The organism is Pseudemcibacter sp., from assembly GCF_965661635.1.
Lineage (GTDB): Bacteria > Pseudomonadota > Alphaproteobacteria > Sphingomonadales > Emcibacteraceae > Pseudemcibacter.
Genome location: NZ_CBFIEP010000062.1, coordinates 1 through 16,309 on the forward strand (window position 1 = coordinate 1; position 16,309 = coordinate 16,309).

General features: G+C 39.8%; 21 protein-coding genes. 8 read left to right on the forward strand and 13 right to left on the reverse strand.

Annotated elements, in window-relative coordinates; all coding sequences use genetic code 11:
* Positions 1–356 precede the first annotated feature (356 nt).
* From ACTF6W_RS04565 to ccoS, 3 genes are read left to right on the forward strand one after another with little or no spacing between them, the layout of a single operon-like run.
* Positions 357–842, forward strand: a complete 486-nt coding sequence (locus ACTF6W_RS04565; RefSeq protein ID WP_438993364.1) for a FixH family protein — start codon at positions 357–359, stop codon at positions 840–842.
* An 11-nt stretch (positions 843–853) separates the two neighbouring features.
* Entirely contained in the window at positions 854–3,028 is a 2,175-nt protein-coding gene (locus ACTF6W_RS04570) for a heavy metal translocating P-type ATPase (protein ID WP_438993365.1), read from the forward strand.
* Between the two features lies 1 nt (position 3,029).
* Positions 3,030–3,212: a cbb3-type cytochrome oxidase assembly protein CcoS gene (ccoS, locus tag ACTF6W_RS04575; protein ID WP_438993366.1), complete on the forward strand. Its 183-nt coding sequence runs from the start codon at positions 3,030–3,032 to the stop codon at positions 3,210–3,212.
* Here ccoS and ACTF6W_RS04580 read toward each other — a convergent pair.
* Together ACTF6W_RS04580 and ACTF6W_RS04585 are read right to left on the reverse strand one after the other, a co-directional pair.
* The gene (locus ACTF6W_RS04580) at positions 3,209–3,508 is read right to left on the reverse strand and encodes a hypothetical protein (protein WP_438993367.1); all 300 of its coding nucleotides are present in this window, start codon (positions 3,506–3,508) and stop codon (positions 3,209–3,211) included. The two genes, ccoS and ACTF6W_RS04580, sit on opposite strands and share 4 nt — an antisense overlap.
* Before the next feature lie 17 nt (positions 3,509–3,525).
* A complete protein-coding gene (locus ACTF6W_RS04585; protein ID WP_438993368.1) occupies positions 3,526–4,023 on the reverse strand; it encodes a DUF2244 domain-containing protein in 498 nt (165 codons plus the stop codon).
* Between the two features lie 99 nt (positions 4,024–4,122).
* On the opposite strand from ACTF6W_RS04585, the gene nth reads away from it, so the two are divergent.
* Entirely contained in the window at positions 4,123–4,764 is a 642-nt protein-coding gene (gene nth, locus ACTF6W_RS04590; protein WP_438993369.1) for an endonuclease III, read from the forward strand.
* Here the strand turns inward: nth and ACTF6W_RS04595 are convergent.
* Positions 4,761–5,162: a hypothetical protein gene (locus ACTF6W_RS04595; RefSeq protein ID WP_438993370.1), complete on the reverse strand. Its 402-nt coding sequence runs from the start codon at positions 5,160–5,162 to the stop codon at positions 4,761–4,763. The two genes, nth and ACTF6W_RS04595, sit on opposite strands and share 4 nt — an antisense overlap.
* Positions 5,159–5,863, reverse strand: a complete 705-nt coding sequence (locus ACTF6W_RS04600) for an EI24 domain-containing protein (RefSeq protein WP_438993371.1) — start codon at positions 5,861–5,863, stop codon at positions 5,159–5,161. The genes ACTF6W_RS04595 and ACTF6W_RS04600 overlap by 4 nt, the downstream gene beginning before the upstream one ends.
* 145 nt (positions 5,864–6,008) lie before the next feature.
* Here ACTF6W_RS04600 and ACTF6W_RS04605 point away from each other — a divergent pair, with 145 nt between their 5' ends.
* Positions 6,009–6,995 (forward strand): adenosine kinase, encoded by a 987-nt coding sequence (locus ACTF6W_RS04605; protein WP_438993372.1) that lies wholly within the window; start codon positions 6,009–6,011, stop codon positions 6,993–6,995.
* On the opposite strand, the gene ACTF6W_RS04610 is transcribed toward ACTF6W_RS04605, so the two are convergent.
* From ACTF6W_RS04610 to hisB, 7 genes are read right to left on the reverse strand one after another with little or no spacing between them, the layout of a single operon-like run.
* Positions 6,996–7,355 carry a histidine triad nucleotide-binding protein gene (locus ACTF6W_RS04610; protein WP_438993373.1) on the reverse strand — a complete coding sequence of 120 codons (360 nt, stop codon included), beginning with the start codon at positions 7,353–7,355 and terminating at the stop codon, positions 6,996–6,998. It lies immediately after the preceding gene.
* A complete protein-coding gene (locus ACTF6W_RS04615; protein WP_438993374.1) occupies positions 7,345–7,683 on the reverse strand; it encodes a phosphoribosyl-ATP diphosphatase in 339 nt (112 codons plus the stop codon). The genes ACTF6W_RS04610 and ACTF6W_RS04615 overlap by 11 nt, the downstream gene beginning before the upstream one ends.
* Position 7,684: 1 nt before the next feature.
* Positions 7,685–8,443, reverse strand: coding sequence for an imidazole glycerol phosphate synthase subunit HisF (gene hisF, locus ACTF6W_RS04620; protein WP_438993375.1), 759 nt, complete (start codon positions 8,441–8,443; stop codon positions 7,685–7,687).
* Entirely contained in the window at positions 8,443–9,183 is a 741-nt protein-coding gene (hisA, locus tag ACTF6W_RS04625; protein ID WP_438993376.1) for a 1-(5-phosphoribosyl)-5-[(5-phosphoribosylamino)methylideneamino]imidazole-4-carboxamide isomerase, read from the reverse strand. The genes hisF and hisA overlap by 1 nt, the downstream gene beginning before the upstream one ends.
* Positions 9,184–9,190: 7 nt before the next feature.
* Positions 9,191–9,745, reverse strand: coding sequence for a GNAT family N-acetyltransferase (locus ACTF6W_RS04630; protein ID WP_438993377.1), 555 nt, complete (start codon positions 9,743–9,745; stop codon positions 9,191–9,193).
* 1 nt (position 9,746) lies between these two features.
* Positions 9,747–10,391: an imidazole glycerol phosphate synthase subunit HisH gene (gene hisH, locus ACTF6W_RS04635; protein WP_438993378.1), complete on the reverse strand. Its 645-nt coding sequence runs from the start codon at positions 10,389–10,391 to the stop codon at positions 9,747–9,749.
* A 3-nt stretch (positions 10,392–10,394) separates the two neighbouring features.
* Positions 10,395–10,997: an imidazoleglycerol-phosphate dehydratase HisB gene (hisB, locus tag ACTF6W_RS04640; protein ID WP_438993379.1), complete on the reverse strand. Its 603-nt coding sequence runs from the start codon at positions 10,995–10,997 to the stop codon at positions 10,395–10,397.
* Between the two features lie 179 nt (positions 10,998–11,176).
* Here hisB and hslV point away from each other — a divergent pair, with 179 nt between their 5' ends.
* Together hslV and hslU are read left to right on the forward strand one after the other, a co-directional pair.
* The gene (gene hslV / locus ACTF6W_RS04645; RefSeq protein ID WP_438993380.1) at positions 11,177–11,728 is read left to right on the forward strand and encodes an ATP-dependent protease subunit HslV; all 552 of its coding nucleotides are present in this window, start codon (positions 11,177–11,179) and stop codon (positions 11,726–11,728) included.
* Between the two features lie 19 nt (positions 11,729–11,747).
* Positions 11,748–13,058, forward strand: a complete 1,311-nt coding sequence (hslU, locus tag ACTF6W_RS04650; RefSeq protein ID WP_438993381.1) for an ATP-dependent protease ATPase subunit HslU — start codon at positions 11,748–11,750, stop codon at positions 13,056–13,058.
* Here the strand turns inward: hslU and ACTF6W_RS04655 are convergent.
* Positions 13,048–15,117: a molybdopterin-containing oxidoreductase family protein gene (locus ACTF6W_RS04655; protein WP_438993382.1), complete on the reverse strand. Its 2,070-nt coding sequence runs from the start codon at positions 15,115–15,117 to the stop codon at positions 13,048–13,050. The two genes, hslU and ACTF6W_RS04655, sit on opposite strands and share 11 nt — an antisense overlap.
* 111 nt (positions 15,118–15,228) lie before the next feature.
* Between ACTF6W_RS04655 and ACTF6W_RS04660 the strand changes: the two genes are divergently transcribed.
* A complete protein-coding gene (locus ACTF6W_RS04660; RefSeq protein WP_438993383.1) occupies positions 15,229–16,098 on the forward strand; it encodes an MBL fold metallo-hydrolase in 870 nt (289 codons plus the stop codon).
* A gap of 44 nt (positions 16,099–16,142) precedes the next feature.
* On the opposite strand, the gene ACTF6W_RS04665 is transcribed toward ACTF6W_RS04660, so the two are convergent.
* Entirely contained in the window at positions 16,143–16,286 is a 144-nt protein-coding gene (locus tag ACTF6W_RS04665; RefSeq protein WP_438993384.1) for a hypothetical protein, read from the reverse strand.
* Positions 16,287–16,309: the final 23 nt, after the last annotated feature.

The following is a 16,309-nucleotide window of genomic DNA, read 5'->3' on the forward strand; positions in this document are numbered from 1 at the left end:
CGGGTTGCACGGCGTATATCTTTAACCGTCTTCTCCGCGCTTCCAGTTCTATTTGATTTGTTAGAGTGTTTACGTGTCATCTTCGTTCCTTCGTCATTACGATGAAACAAAAACACTCTCTTATAAAATACCCTTAATTAGCCCAACTTGGTCTGACGGGATACAGTTTCAGAATATACAGAGACAGGTGCAGCAATCGTAAGTGTGCAACGTGATAAATTACAATCTGTTAAATTCTATGTCTCTACTCCTTTGTTAAATCTAGTCGATGACAGCGTTGATGTCACTTTTACAATCAAAGAGTTAGAAAGCGGAGAAACAGATATTCAATCCACAACTTTTAAAGGACCAAAGAAATGACAGCTCAAGTTAAACCTTATACTGGAAAAAGAATACTTGCTTGGTTTATCGGGTTTTTTCTGGTTGTATTTACGGCTAGTGGAATTATGACATATTTTGCCCTTAACACATGGACTGGACTGGAGACAGAGGATTCGTATGTCAAAGGGCTTAATTATAATAAAGAAATTGAAAATGCTCGTGTTCAAAACGAGTCCGTATGGAATGTTTCTATTGCTCAAATGCCGGAAACTGTTGACGGTCGCTTCGAAGTTCAAATTACACGTCCTGATGAGAGCTTTCCACCAACCCAAGTAAAAGCCACATTTATAAGAACCGTTATTGAAGGCTATGACCAAGAAGTTACCCTGAGTCACCTTGGCAATGGACTTTATGGCGCACCCGTCAAATTACCATTAATTGGACAGTGGGACGTTTTAGTTGTTGTGGAATCTCAAAATATATCTATTTTTAAACTAAGAGATTGGTTTTTAGTAAAATAAGGACATATTAATTGTTTCGCATAGAACATTTTGTTGTCGAAGGACTCCATTGTCCGAAGTGCATTCGAGAAATTGAAGGCACTCTTGGGGAAAACGACAAAATAAAAAACGCACGTGTTAATTTGAGCACTCAGCGATTAGCAGTCGAATGGAAAGAAGCCGTTGAAGATACTCTACAAAACTCGGAAGAAGTTATTTCGGCGTTGGAGAAAATTGGCTTTAAAGCATTTCCCTTTAAAACGACTAACGCACAATTAGAAGGTGATAAAGTTGGAAAATCATTACTAAAAGCAATGGCCGTTGCGGGTTTCGCAGCGGCAAATGTCATGTTGCTATCAGTCGCCTTTTGGGATGGCGGTGAAATGAATGAAAGCACCCGTAGTCTGATGCATTGGGTATCAGCGCTTATTGTTTTACCTGCGGCCACCTACGCCGGTATGCCCTTTTACAAATCAGCTTGGAATGCATTAAAAGGACGTCGCCTTAATATGGACGTTCCAATCTCTCTTGCTGTTATTTTAACGTGTGGCATGTCATTATTTCAAACTTATCTCAAAGCTACAGAAACCTATTACGATGCTGCCGTCATGTTGCTTTTCTTTTTGCTTATTGGGCGTTTTTTAGATCAAAAAATGCGAAATCACGCCAGAAGTGTGGCTCATAATTTAATGAGTTATAAAGAATCCAAAGCAACTCTTTTGCATGAAGATGGACATACCGAAGAAATAGCTACAGAAATGCTTGTGCCTAATCAAATAATTCAAGTGATACCGGGTGGCAAAATCCCAGCTGATGGTACTGTTATAAGTGGCATGTCAGATATTGATACAAGTTTAGTCACCGGCGAAACTGTTCCACAAAAAGCTGAAAAAGATACGGAGGTTTTTGCTGGTACTATTAATGTAAATGGTACCCTCAACATTAAAATCACGTCTACCACCGGCAATACTTTGTTGGATGAAATTATTGAGTTAATGGAAACCGCCGAGCAGGGAAGAGCAAAATATGTTCGACTTGCTGATCGCGCAGCGAGTATTTATGCTCCGCTTGTACATTTTTTAGCCGCGGCTACATTCCTAGGGTGGCTATTATTTTCCAACGTCGGCTGGCAAGGGTCTCTTATTAATGCGATTGCGGTACTGATTATTACATGTCCTTGTGCTTTAGGGCTTGCAGTACCTGTCGTACAAGTGGTCGCATCAAGTCGTTTATTTAAATCAGGCATCCTTGTAAAAGCAGCTGACGGGCTAGAACGCCTTGCAGAAGTTGATACCGTTATTTTTGATAAAACTGGTACACTCACTTTAGGACAGCCAGAGCTCGCAAATGCGGATGATGAAAATGTTACGCCATTTAATCTAGAGCTTGCGGCCAAACTCGCAAAAACGTCAAGTCATCCGCTTTGTAGGGCATTGATTGTCGCTTGTCATGATCGCGATATTCCAACCATAGCTACTGAAAGCGAAATACATGAAGAACCTGGAATGGGTTTAAAAGCGACAGTTAATAATATTACTGTCAAACTTGGCAATCGAGAATGGTGCGGAATTAATCAAAACTATCTTCCTAACAATCGCTATAGTGAACTGTGGCTAAAAGCAGAAGGGGCTAAACCCGTTCTATTCTGTTTCAAAGATCGCATGAGAGAAGACGCCCTTGATGTTGTTCATTGGTTCCTAAGACGCCAGCTAAAAGTTATCCTTCTTTCTGGTGACAGAAAAGATGTTGTCGATGAAGCTGCAGAAGAGCTGGGTCTAAGCCGATATAAATATGAATGTAAACCACAAGAAAAAATAGAAATCATTGAACGTATTAAAGCAAGTGGTGATAAAGTACTTATGATTGGTGATGGCATTAATGATGCCCCTGCCCTAAGCGCTGCTAATGTCTCTATTTCTCCATCGACAGCCGCCGAAGTTAGCCAGAATGCCGCAGACTTTATATTTCAGTCACAAAAGCTAGACAGTGTTGTGCGTGCTTATCAAGTTTCTTTAAATAGCAGAAAACTGGTTTTTATTAATTTTGCACTCGCGGCAATCTATAATATGATTGCTGTCCCATTTGCCGCTGCAGGACTACTTACACCATTAATTGCTGCTATTGCGATGTCATTATCGTCAATTGTCGTCACTGCCAATGCATTAAGATTAAATTTCCAAAAACTTTACCGAAGTCACGAGGGATAAAATGGAAAGTCTTATCTATTTAATCCCCGCTGCTCTTTTTTTGGGCCTTATCGGTCTGGCTGGTTTCATGTGGTCACTACGCAGCAACCAGTATGAAGATTTAGAAGGGGCAACATACCGTGCTCTTTTTGAAGAAGATGATATTGAAGAAGAGCAAAAAGAAAAATCAAACACAAAGGGTTAAATTTTTCGGCGGTATAAGAATACGGACCCATAAATAAAAGTTCTAATGACGTAGCCCATTAAGGCGATAAATATCCATAATAAATAACGTCTGTAACTCAAATATTCCAAGCTCACCATCCCTTCTTCGGGAAGTGCAAAATATGTCATCCGCGCAACTAAGCAAATAATCGCAATAAAAGCAGGTATGGAGGCCTTAATAATATCATTTAGAAGCACTTCTTGATGGTCAACATGCTTATAACTTTTTATGACGATTGATAACGTGAAAAATATAAATACGAATACTAAAAGCATAAATTATCCTAATTGCGTTAAACTGGGCGGTAATTTTTACAGTCAACTATTGCTTGCTTTAAAGAATGCATTAGTTCTTCTCTTTTCTCTTGAGTAAGAAAAGTGCCAAAAAATGTTCCTTTGCCGTGTGATCTTGCTTGAATAAAAGTTTCACCAATATTTTTGGGTACATTAGGTGGGCACGCCATTGATACATTGACCCAATAAGGGTTAAATTGCCAATATTCACGTTTCCCTTTGTGATCAATGCGGGTAATTGTCAATTTATCATCTGAAAGGCGTATGATTTCAGCGGCCTTACCTTGTTCATAATGTATTTTAAAGGCCCAATAAATTAATAATACATCTAATCCAAAAAAGCCTGATACTGGCCAGGCACCTAATGAATAAAACATTATGCCAATGATTAAGCTTAATATAAAAATAGCCCCCATCAATATGCGAAACCCATTGGGCTCTAATGATCGCCTAGGAAATAAAATTTCTTCAAACCATATTTTATTCTGTTCATCCATAGGGACACCCTACACTCTCTTTTAAAAATAATGAAGACGATATTTTTGCCTCTTCCTTTTTTTTATGCGCTCGCTTAAAGTCTATTAAAAGGAGCTAGTATGAAAAAAGCTGATATTCATGAATTTTTTAGACGTATAGAAGAACGCGACCCTGAACCAAAAGGGGAACTTGATTATACCAATCCTTATACTTTGGTGGTGGCGGTTGCTCTATCAGCACAAGCCACTGATATAGGTGTAAATAAAGCTACTAAAGAATTGTTTAAAGTAATCTCAACGCCACAAGAAATGGTGGAACTAGGTGAAGAAAAATTAAAAGAATACATCAAAACAATTGGCCTTTTTAATACCAAGGCAAAAAATGTTATTAAAGCTGCGCAAATGCTTGTTGATGATTTTGACGGCGTCGTGCCCGAGAATAGAGAAGATTTAGAAAGATTACCCGGGGTTGGGCGAAAAACAGCAAATGTTGTTCTTAATATTGCTTTTGGCCATCCGACTATAGCCGTAGACACGCATCTTTTTCGTGTTTCAAATCGCACCAAAATGGCACCTGGTAAAACACCGCTCGCCGTAGAATTAAAATTAGAAAAGAAAATACCAAAAGAATTTGCAAGACATGCCCATCATTGGTTAATCCTACACGGCCGTTATATTTGTAAAGCGCGCACACCTAGTTGTCCAACTTGTCCGGTTGAAGATTTATGTACTTTCAAAGATAAAACCGTTTTAAAAGATTAATTTTGTAAGAAAGTTGATATACAAAAATCTGCACGTTGCCCTTGAAGATCCATTAAATCTTTTTCTTCACTTGTTTCAATAAATTCAACATTAAGATCGCCGTTATCATTTTCATAAAAATACACATGTGCATTACAGAATTGATTATCATATAACCAAACTTGAGCCGTGTTTTCTACTCGTCTTAGTGAAGGGTTTCCTAGTATTTGTTCAACTGAATTTTTTGTAAGTCCCAAAATATTATTCATCTTAAATTGAGGTTCAGCCGGTTTTGGTTTTTCTACGATCTCTGGCTCTGGCGTTATTTCTGGAGCAGGTGGCGGCGTATCCACAACTTCTTTTTCAGGGCCACAAGCAGAAACCATCAAAACAACTGAAATCAAACACAAGATTCTCATAAATAATTATACCTAGTTAAATGAAATAAGTGGCATATTAACGCCGCCCCCAAAATGGGTACCGCCAATTGTAAAATCGGCACCATAAATAGCACACTCATGATTAGTCCCGCCATTAAAATCACGCCGCGGATCGATTTTCTATGAATACCTGCTTCTTTAATACCAAGATGCCTCACTGCAACCATTTCATAATAGCCCCAACCGAGCAAATAACCGTTTAATAGATAAAATATTGCGAGTGGAACAAACGGTATCCAGAATAATAAAATATAGAGAGGCAACACCAAGATATTTAAAATGACTATGTATAATAAAAGTCGTGTTGCCAGAAAGGCCAAATGGCCAATTCCTAATCTCTCTCCTGCTTTATGATCCGGATAATGCTTATCTTCGACACAATCGATAATATCATCTAAGTAAATCGATATAAAAATAGTCGATATAGGCGCAAAAAAGAAAAACAAAATAAAGAAAAAGGCAATATCAACGGCATAACCCGTTATCCAATTCACGAAATCTTCCCACCATTGCCAATCAGATTGGTAACCTGGAATTTCTTTCATAATTTCATTGGCACCAAGATAAGAGATTATAATTGCGCCAATGGTCGTTAATATACCCAGCATAAATACTTTTAAAAAAGGGCGATCTAACATTTGCTGACCAGTTCGCTCTATTGCCGTGATTAATTGCTTCACGTCTATCAATCCTAACTAATTTCCGTATCCCACTTTCCATAGAATATGAGTATTCCGTGATAAAAAGGCAAGACCATTTCTTAAGTTTACTTGTTATTAAATTATCTTTATCACTATCAACATATATTTGATTTAGGGATAAATTATGACAAATAAATATGATGTTTTAGGTATTGGCAATGCTATTGTTGACGTATTAACACATGTCGATGACGATTTTTTAAATAATCAAAAACTAGACAAGGGCGGCATGATGCTGGTGAGCGCTGCAGAAGCGGCGAAGGTTTATGAAAGTTTAGGCCAGTGTATAGAATGCTCAGGCGGTTCGGCCGCAAATACAATTGCCGGGCTTGCATCAATGGGCAGCGAAACATCTTTTATTGGAAAGGTAAACGAGGACCAACTCGGTCGCGTCTTTCAGCATGATATTCGTGCCCTTGGGGCAAATTTTGATACTGCCGTTTTAAATGACGGACCGCCAACAGCACATTGCTTAGTTCTCGTTACGCCTGATGCAGAAAGAACAATGTGCACATATTTAGGTGCTTGTGTGGAACTCACTGAAAATGATATCGATCATGCAACCGTTGCCAATTCAAATATTACATATTTGGAAGGTTATTTATGGGATCCGGATGAAGCAAAAAATGCTTTTAGAAAGGCCATTAAAATAGCCCATGAAGAAGGAAATAAAGTTGCCCTAAGTTTATCAGATAGTTTTTGTGTAGACCGACATCACCAAGAATTTGTCGAATTGGTAAAAAATGATGTCGATATTTTATTTGCCAATGAAGATGAAATTAAAAAGCTTTATGAAACCGGTGACGTAAATGATGCAGCACGTCAATTACAAGAAGATTGCGATATTGGTGCCATTACATGTGGTGCAAAAGGATGTATCGTTACAAACATTGATGAAATAGGACACGTACAAGGCCGTAAAGTTGGACATTTGGTTGACACCACCGGGGCCGGTGATCTGTTCGCTGCTGGTTTTTTACATGCACTAAGCAATGGACTTTCAATAGGTGAATGTGGCGCACTAGGAAACTTAGTCGCTAGTGAAGTTGTCACCCATATGGGTGCAAGGCCCGACATCGATCTTAAGAAATTTATTGCTGAATTCGGTTAATTATCTAGTTAACATTGGCCCAAGCTTTTTACCGCTCAGTATATGAAAATGTAGGTGTGGGACTTCTTGATGTGCATTCTCACCAGTATTAGCTATTAAACGGTAACCCTCTTTTTCTAAGCCTAAATTACGGGCTGTCTGCCCAACGGCACGGAAAAAACCGTTTAGTAGCTCTGCTGGTGCATTTGCAGAAAAATCAGCCATACTGACGTATTCACCTTTAGGAATGACAAGCGCATGTATTGGCGCTTGCGGATTAATATCATTAAATGCTAAGGCAAATTCATCTTCATAAACTTTATCACACGGGATATCGCCACGAAGAATCATCGCAAAAATATTATTTTGATCATAAGCCATCGACATCTCCTCTAGATTTTTTTTCCTCAATACCAGAAAGTCCTTCACGTTCCACTAAAACATCCAATACTTCTTCAAGTTTGATATCCATATCAGACCATAACACGAGCACGTGAAATATAAGATCTGCAGATTCTAAAATTGCTTCTTCGCGATCATGATGAGACGCAGCTATACATAATTCAACGGCTTCTTCGCCAACTTTTTGAGTAATCTTTTTTCGACCTTTACCAAAAAGTTTAGCCACATAGCTTTTTTCAATGTCACCATATTTTCTGCTTTCAATAACAGCTTCAAGTTTTTCAAGTATGTCATTTTTATATGTCATATCAAATCCTAACTTCTAGTCCTGCATTCGCCATGTGTTTTTTACATTCTTCGATGCTGTATTCGCCAAAATGAAAAATAGAGGCCGCCAAAACGGCTGTAGCATGTCCGTCGCGGATGCCTTCCACCATGTGGTCAAGTGTCCCGACACCGCCTGATGCTATTACTGGAATTGAAACGCTATCTGCAATCGCCCGCGTAAGTTCAATATTAAATCCGCTTTTGGTTCCATCCCGGTCCATTGACGTCAACAGAATTTCACCGGCACCATATTCCGCAACTTGCTTCGCATATTCAACGGCATCAATTCCCGTTGATTTTCGTCCACCGTGAGTAAAAACTTCATATTTATCTGGACCAACTGATTTCGCATCAATCGCCACTACAATGCATTGTGAACCAAATTTTTCAGCCAGTTCTCGGACTAATTCCGGTCTTTTTACCGCCGCTGTCATCACTGATACTTTATCAGCACCTGCAAGCAACAAATTACGAACATCTTCTTCGCTGCTGACACCACCACCAACAGTAAGCGGCATAAAACACTGTTCTGCCGTTTGGCGAACAACATCCAGAATAATCCCGCGGTTATCACTGGATGCGGTAATATCTAAAAAACATAATTCATCCGCACCTGCCGCATCATAAATTTTTGCTTGTTCTACTGGATCACCAGCATCACGAAGGCCAACAAAATTAACCCCTTTTACGACACGGCCATCCTTAACATCCAAACAAGGGATTATGCGCGACTTCAACATCAACTATCCCCTTTTAAGAAGGCAATACCTTCTGCTGCATCGAGGCGCCCATCATAAAGTGCTTTGCCGGAAATTGCCCCTTCAATTGTGCCCGTTGCTTCTTTCGCCGCAGCTTTTAATATCTTTAAGTCATCAATTGATGCAACGCCGCCAGATGCAATCACCGGAATAGATAATGCATTTGCAAGTTCAATGGTGCTATCAACATTTAAACCTTCCATCGTACCGTCACGGTCAATATCAGTATAAATAATACTGCAAACACCAGCGTCTTCGAATTTCTTACCTAAATCAATGGCCGACATATCAGATGTTTCCGCCCAACCTTCAACGGCTACCATTCCGTTTCTCGCGTCTATACCAACCGCGACTTTTCCAGGGAATTTTTTCGCTGCTTCGATAACAATTTCAGGATTTCTAAGAGCTATTGTGCCAAGAATGACACGTGATATTCCCTTTTCAATCCATGTACTAATGGTTTCAATATCACGAATACCACCACCAAGCTGCACAGGAATATTTATATTCTCAAGAATACTGTCAACGGCATCGCCATTTACGGGCTTACCGGCAAAAGCGCCATTAAGATCAACAATATGAACCCATTCACATCCCGCATCTGCAAATTGTTTCGCCTGATCACCGGGGTCATTATTAAATATGGTTGCTTGATCCATTTCCCCTTTATAGAGACGCACACAATTACCATCTTTTAAATCAATCGCTGGGAACAATATCATAACTAATTTAATCCAAATCTTTCGAATAATAATAACCGGGAACAAATACGTCATTTATCATCGCGTATCTTTCTTTAATGCCCCAGCGTGTCATGCCAATCCATTCACAAATTGCAATTGCGGCGTGTTGATCCGCCGCCATATGAGATTCCATGGTACGGCACCCTTGTGCACGTGCTACTTCCTCGGCTTTTTGTAACATGGTTTTTGCAAGGTTATGCCCCCTCGCCCAGGGTGCTAAGAAAAACGTTTCTAAGTTACCACGAAAAGCACCTGCTTCATTATTCTTAGGTGGGCGCACCATTTGACAACACCCCGCAATTTGGCCGTCCATTCTCGCGATGATCAATGTTCGTTCAGGAATGGTAATGACACCTTTCCAAAAGCTTTCCAATGTCTTTTCTGGTGGCGGTGATATCCAGTTGAACCCTTCATGAGTTAAAATCGCCTGGCGTGTGGCTTCACAAAGCTCAAGAATATCAACATTATCAAAAGATGTGACTTCATCGACGCTCAAACGAGGACCGCTCTTTTCTTTATCCGAATTTTCTTTATCAGTCATGTTATGGTGACCATATTAAAAAGTTTTTAAGCAATTTAAGTCCTACTGCCTGACTTTTTTCAGGGTGGAATTGAGTGCCTACAATATTATCTCTTCCAATTATTGCAGTAATTTTACTAGCATAATCGACATGAGCAAGCACATTCGCTGTATCAGATACATTTACGTGATAACTATGGACAAAATAGGCATGATCGCCTGTATTTATGTCATTTAATACGGGATGGTTACTGTTTATGATCAAATCATTCCACCCCATATGCGGTACTTTTAATTGAGGCTCAGCACTCACATCAATTTCAACGACTTCTCCACTTATCCAACCGAGCCCTTCTTTACGTCCATGCTCTAACCCTGCATCAGCAAGAAGCTGCATACCTACGCAAATACCAAGAAATGGTTTTGCATCTTTTAATACGGATTCTTCTAATGCTTCACGCATACCGGATAAGCTTGTCAACCCTGTCATACAATCTGCAAACGCACCTACACCCGGCAAGATAATACGGTCTGCTTTTAGAACATCATCAGGAGATGATGTTACACTCACATCCATATTCAATCCTGCTTCTGAAGCCGCACGAACAGTTGATTTTTCTGCTGATCTTAAGTTTCCGGAACCGTAATCAATAATAACCGTTTTCATAACCTAGTCAGACTTGTCGCCAAGCATCCCTTTGGTTGACGGAATAGCATCCGATTTACGTGGATCAATTTCAATGGCTTGACGCATGGCGCGTGCTAAAGCTTTATATGAACTTTCGACAATATGGTGATTATTAATACCATACATATTTTCCACATGAAGTGTCATACCTGCACCGTGCGCAAACGCGCGGAACCACTCGAGGAAAAGTTCCGTATCCATTTCACCGAGTTTATCACGTGTAAATTCCACATTAAAGACGGTAAAAGGGCGTCCAGATATATCAACAGAACAACGGGTACATGTTTCATCCATAGGAATAATAGCGTTTCCATAACGAGTTATGCCACGCAAGTCACCAAGCGCATCAGCGATCGCCTGCCCAATAACAATACCAACATCTTCCGTGGTATGATGAAAATCAATATGAGTGTCACCCTTAGCACGCAATGTAATATCAATAAGACTATGACGGGATAATTGTTCCATCATATGATCAAGAAATCCAATGCCTGTATCAACATCATAAATTCCTTGTCCATCAAGATTTACAGTCACAGAAACCGACGTTTCTTTTGTTGTGCGCTCTACTGTTGCTGTGCGCATAGGTGCCTCCTTATATTTGGCTCTATAGATTCTGAAAGACATATAGCAGTAGTTACGTAAAAGTGCCACCCTTTGGCGTAAAACTTATGTTTTTTTTAATAAAAAACATTCTGCCTCTTGACCGCAAGCGTAAAATTGCCACATGTTAGATCAACATTTAACAAAACAGGTTAAAATTTATGAGTGAACAACCAAAAGGGTGGCGCGGTACAACAATTCTTAGTGTTCGAAAAGGTGATCAAGTGGTTATCGTTGGCGATGGTCAGGTTTCGTTAGGTAATACGGTCATAAAAGCAAACGCAAGAAAAGTTCGCCGAATTGGTGATGGCAATATAATTGCGGGTTTTGCAGGGTCCACTGCTGATGCCTTTGCTTTATTTGAAAGACTAGAAGAAAAATTGGAACGCTTTAATGGTCAACTCACACGTGCTTGTGTTGAAATGGCAAAAGATTGGCGTACCGATAGGTACCTTAGAAAATTAGAAGCCATGATGGCCGTCGTTGATAAAGATGTCTCATTGATATTAACAGGAACTGGGGACGTGCTTGAACCTGCTGATGGGATTATTGCTATTGGGTCAGGTGGAAATTTTGCCCTTGCCGCTGCAAAGGCGCTCATGGATCAAGACTTGTCAGCTGAGGAAATCGGACGTCGTTCTTTAAAAATTGCCGCTGATATATGCGTATATACCAACGACAATCTTACTGTTGAAACATTAGATACTAAATAAATTATATTGGAATTAATAAATGTCATCTTTTTCACCACGTGAAATCGTATCTGAATTAGATCGTTATATTATCGGTCAAAAACAAGCAAAACGTGCGGTCGCGATTGCCCTTCGTAATCGTTGGCGCAGACAACAACTTGAAGATCAAATGAAAGAAGAAGTTCTTCCTAAGAATATTCTAATGATTGGCCCAACAGGTGTTGGTAAAACGGAAATTTCAAGAAGGCTCGCTAAACTCGCAAATGCTCCCTTTGTAAAAGTTGAAGCGACCAAGTTCACTGAAGTTGGATATGTTGGTCGTGACGTTGAACAAATCATTCGCGATTTGATGGAACTCTCGATTTCGCTTATTCGTGAAAAGAAAAAGAAAACGGTCGTAAGCAAAGCCGAGCTTGCCGCAGAAGAACGTGTACTTGATGCATTGGTCGGCGAAACAGCCAGCGCAGAGACACGCCAAAAATTCAGAAAGATGCTCCGTGAAGGGGAACTTGATGAAAAAGAAATCGAAGTGGACGTGGTTGAAAATCAATCATCAAGCATGCCGTCATTTGACATCCCCGGGATGCCCGGTGCAAGCATGGGCATGCTTAATCTAGGTGATATTTTAGGCGGTCAGCTTGGTCAGAAAACGGAAAAGAAAAAAATGACTGTCGCAGACGCGCACGATGTTCTTGTCGGTGACGAAGCCGATAAGCTTATTGATGAAGAAGGCATTATTCGTGAAGCGATCGAAACAACTGAACAATCCGGTATCGTTTTTATTGATGAGATTGACAAAATTGCCGGACGTGCCAACAAAAATAGCGGCGAAGTTAGCCGCGAAGGTGTTCAACGTGATTTATTACCCTTAATTGAAGGGTGTACCGTTTCAACGAAACATGGAAACATAAAAACGGATCATATTTTATTTATTGCATCTGGTGCCTTTTCAGTCGCTAAACCTTCTGATCTTTTGCCTGAACTTCAAGGACGTCTTCCAATCCGTGTTGAGCTTGACGCGTTAACAGAAGACGACTTCAAACATATTTTGATTGAGCCAGATTTTAGTTTAATCAAACAATATGTAGCGCTTCTGGGTACTGAAGAAATTACACTTAATTTTACCGATGACGGAATTGCAGAAATTGCACATATGTCTGCACATATAAATGAAAATGTAGAAAATATTGGTGCTCGTCGTCTGCATACTGTTCTTGAACGTATTTTGGATGAAATAAGCTTCGAAGCGACCGATATGGCTGCTACTGAAGTTACAATTGATGCCAAATACATTAAAGATCACATTGGCAATCTGGTAGATACATCTGATTTATCTAAATTTATTTTGTAATTTTCTCTAGACTACAAAGACTTGATTTAAACCCGGGGAAGCCAGTAATTGGACACAGTGCTTCGTCGGGGATCAATTTATTAACCGGTGCTGCTTCCCAACCATGTGGTGCATGAACAACTCCCTGCATTACAATTTCACTCACCAATGCGCGTAACTCAATTTCACCTCTTGGTGATGATACTTTAAGCCAGTCATCATCTTTGATGTCCAACTTGGCGGCATCAATGGGATTAATCTGCATAACAGGATAGGGTTCAATTGCACGCAACATTTCTAGTTTCCGGCCTTGAGAATGCTGATAATTTTTACTTCGGCCACCGGTGGTTAAAATAAACGGGTAATCTTTAGTAAGGTCTGGTCTGCTAACTGGTGACCAATAAGGTTCTTGGTATTCTGGAAGACCATTATGTCCGTGCTCTTCAAGTATTGTTGATTTAAATTCAACTTTACCGGTGTTTGTGGCAAAGCCGTCTTTCTCATATTTTCGATCTATGTCGGGACCAAGATCAAAAGGTGCATATTTTCCCTTTTCCGGCAGATCAGATAACGTGTATCCCGTCCCTTCTAGTCTTTCATTAAATGAAGCCTTTATATCGCCACCCCAAAAATCATCTTTCAAACCTAATGCATTAGCAAGCTCAAATAAAATGTCAGCGTCGGCTTTTGCATTTCCGCGTGGTTCAATGACGTTTGGACGATATCTTACTTTATCTCCACCAACAATTAGGCTTTCTCGTTCCAAATGAGTTGCAGCCGGTAATGAAACATCCGCATAAGCGCGTGTCGGCGTATCATAAAAATCACAAACACTGAAAAATTCAAGTTTTTCCATTTGTTTCTGCAATCGACCATAATCTGGATACATCATTATATTTGCACCGATTGAGACGATTGCTTTAATTTTTCCTTTTTCAATGTAATCTGAAAGAAGCATGCTTTGCCCCTCATGATATTTATCTATGAAAATAGGAAACCGTTCTTTGCCAATTGGATCTGCTAACTTTGGCAATAATTCACCATGCAATGTAATATCAGCTTCTTTTGCGCCGCCCGGTTTTCTGTGGCCGCCTTTAACATCAATATTTCCGGTTAATGCAGCGAGCAATATGATGGCGCGATGGTTCTGACAGGCATTGCTATGATGCACAGTGGCTTGTGGGGATAGTGAAATTTGAGCAGGTTTATTTTGACCGTAAAGACATGCCGCTTTAATGATTAGTTCTTTATCAACTCCTGTTATTTTAGCAGTTCGTTCTGGTGTATATTCTTTGACCATTTCTTCATAATCCGAAACACCATGACACCAATTGTTAAGAAATTCTCGGTCTTCCCATCCTTCGTTTAAAATAATATGAGCTAGGCCTAACGCGAGTGCCCCGTCTGTGCCGGGACGTAGGCGTAAATGAACATCAGCCGTTTTCGCTAGGCTCGTTAGACGTGGGTCAACAATAATTAATGGAACATCGGTTTCTTTAAAGAAATAATGCTTCTTTAAAGGCAGTTGTGAATTTTCGGTATCATTACTCCAAACCATACGGCATTGGGTTTCCGGCTGAAATACACGACTGGTTTGATAAAAATATCCATAATCATCACCAAATGTCAGTGCAGAAGCCACTCTGGTAGCACCAAAGCAGCAGCTCGATTCCGTGAAATAATGAGGAGATCCAAATAAATATGCTAATCTTTGCATATAAGGTCGGGGCTCTTTTGTATAGCCAATCATGAAGCCGACGGATTCTGGTCCATATTTATCACGAACCTTTTTAAGGTTATCTGCAATCGCATCAATGGATTGTTGCCAAGTGGACTTAACCCATTCACCATTTTCATTACGCATTTCCGGATTTAAGAGACGTACATCACTTTCACGATGCTCAACCATCGCACTACCTCTTACACAATCTGGTAATGCGATTTCCGTGACCGTTTTTTCGTTTGAACCTTCTGCTACACGTGTAGAGACATGAATTTCGCAATTATGCGAACACATATAACATGTTGAGGTTTCTTGATCGTCAGTATCTTGTTTTTTCAGTGTTCCGGCGATCTTCATGAAATGCTCCTAATATTGATCAATATCAATGAATTTACGGCAAATAAAATTAAAATGCAAAATTGAATTATTTATGTTTAAATAGCAAAAAAATTACTGGAGTATCAATCAATGCCACATTCACCATCTACCGACGTTAAAGCTTTTTTTGATAAAGATACATACACTGTTACTTATGTTATAGCCGATAAGGAAACAAATATATGCGCCATTATCGATAGCGTCCTTGATTATGATCAAGCATCAGGAAGAACATCGACAACTTCTGCAGATGAAGTGATTAGTTATATCAATGAAAATGGTTATACATGTGAGTGGATATTAGAAACTCATGTCCATGCGGATCACTTGTCCGCTGCCCCCTATTTAAAATCAAAAATAGGGGGAAGATCGGCTATTGGTGAAAATGTCAAGACCGTTCAATCAACATTTGGACCTGTTTTTAATGCAGAAAGCGATTTTGCAAAGGACGGTAGTCAATTTGACCATTTATTTGCAGACGAAGAAAAATTTAACATTGGTAATTTGGAAGGTAAAATTTTACATACCCCCGGTCATACACCTGCATGTATTTCATATGTCATTGATGGATCTTGTTTTGTCGGTGACACGATGTTTATGCCCGATTTTGGAACCGCGCGCTGTGATTTCCCGGGCGGCGACGCCTCTCTGCTTTATGATAGTATGCAACGCATTTTATCTCTTCCTGATGATACTATTCTTTATATGTGCCATGATTACGGCCCTGGCGGCAGGGACTACGCATGGGTTACTTCCGTAAAAGAGCAGAAAGAAAATAATATACATTTGAGCGGAAAATCACGTGATGAATATATCGAAGCCAGAACCAAACGTGATGCGGAACTTAGTATGCCGCAACTTATATTGCCTTCCGTGCAAGTTAATATGCGCGCTGGTGATATGCCACCAGCAGACGATAACGGAATGACTTATATAAAAATTCCAATAGATGCATTATAGGTTAAAGAAAATAACCTAATAAATTACTCTCAATGTGAGCTGGCTTATAGACACCATACGCCATGTGTATCCACATGACGGAACCATTCCTTATCAGTCCAATATCGGCTTATGTCCCGTGGTGGAACTGGACATTTATATAATCCTTTTTGAAAACGTAATTTTTTCTCTCTAAAAGTAAAAGCCATTGTTGTCTCCTATTTTTTTATAA

Coding starts and splice junctions, on each gene's coding strand:
- hisH (WP_438993378.1), bottom strand. CDS start 10,391: ATGAAAACGGTTATTATTGATTACGGTTCCGGAAACTTAAGATCAGCA.
- ACTF6W_RS04580 (WP_438993367.1), bottom strand. CDS start 3,508: ATGCTTTTAGTATTCGTATTTATATTTTTCACGTTATCAATCGTCATA.
- hisB (WP_438993379.1), bottom strand. CDS start 10,997: ATGCGCACAGCAACAGTAGAGCGCACAACAAAAGAAACGTCGGTTTCT.
- hslV (WP_438993380.1), top strand. CDS start 11,177: ATGAGTGAACAACCAAAAGGGTGGCGCGGTACAACAATTCTTAGTGTT.
- ACTF6W_RS04660 (WP_438993383.1), top strand. CDS start 15,229: ATGCCACATTCACCATCTACCGACGTTAAAGCTTTTTTTGATAAAGAT.
- hisF (WP_438993375.1), bottom strand. CDS start 8,443: ATGTTGAAGTCGCGCATAATCCCTTGTTTGGATGTTAAGGATGGCCGT.
- ACTF6W_RS04610 (WP_438993373.1), bottom strand. CDS start 7,355: ATGGCTTATGATCAAAATAATATTTTTGCGATGATTCTTCGTGGCGAT.
- ACTF6W_RS04565 (WP_438993364.1), top strand. CDS start 357: ATGACAGCTCAAGTTAAACCTTATACTGGAAAAAGAATACTTGCTTGG.
- hslU (WP_438993381.1), top strand. CDS start 11,748: ATGTCATCTTTTTCACCACGTGAAATCGTATCTGAATTAGATCGTTAT.
- ACTF6W_RS04585 (WP_438993368.1), bottom strand. CDS start 4,023: ATGGATGAACAGAATAAAATATGGTTTGAAGAAATTTTATTTCCTAGG.
- nth (WP_438993369.1), top strand. CDS start 4,123: ATGAAAAAAGCTGATATTCATGAATTTTTTAGACGTATAGAAGAACGC.
- ACTF6W_RS04615 (WP_438993374.1), bottom strand. CDS start 7,683: ATGACATATAAAAATGACATACTTGAAAAACTTGAAGCTGTTATTGAA.
- ACTF6W_RS04665 (WP_438993384.1), bottom strand. CDS start 16,286: ATGGCTTTTACTTTTAGAGAGAAAAAATTACGTTTTCAAAAAGGATTA.
- ACTF6W_RS04630 (WP_438993377.1), bottom strand. CDS start 9,745: ATGACTGATAAAGAAAATTCGGATAAAGAAAAGAGCGGTCCTCGTTTG.
- hisA (WP_438993376.1), bottom strand. CDS start 9,183: ATGATATTGTTCCCAGCGATTGATTTAAAAGATGGTAATTGTGTGCGT.
- ACTF6W_RS04595 (WP_438993370.1), bottom strand. CDS start 5,162: ATGAGAATCTTGTGTTTGATTTCAGTTGTTTTGATGGTTTCTGCTTGT.
- ccoS (WP_438993366.1), top strand. CDS start 3,030: ATGGAAAGTCTTATCTATTTAATCCCCGCTGCTCTTTTTTTGGGCCTT.
- ACTF6W_RS04605 (WP_438993372.1), top strand. CDS start 6,009: ATGACAAATAAATATGATGTTTTAGGTATTGGCAATGCTATTGTTGAC.
- ACTF6W_RS04655 (WP_438993382.1), bottom strand. CDS start 15,117: ATGAAGATCGCCGGAACACTGAAAAAACAAGATACTGACGATCAAGAA.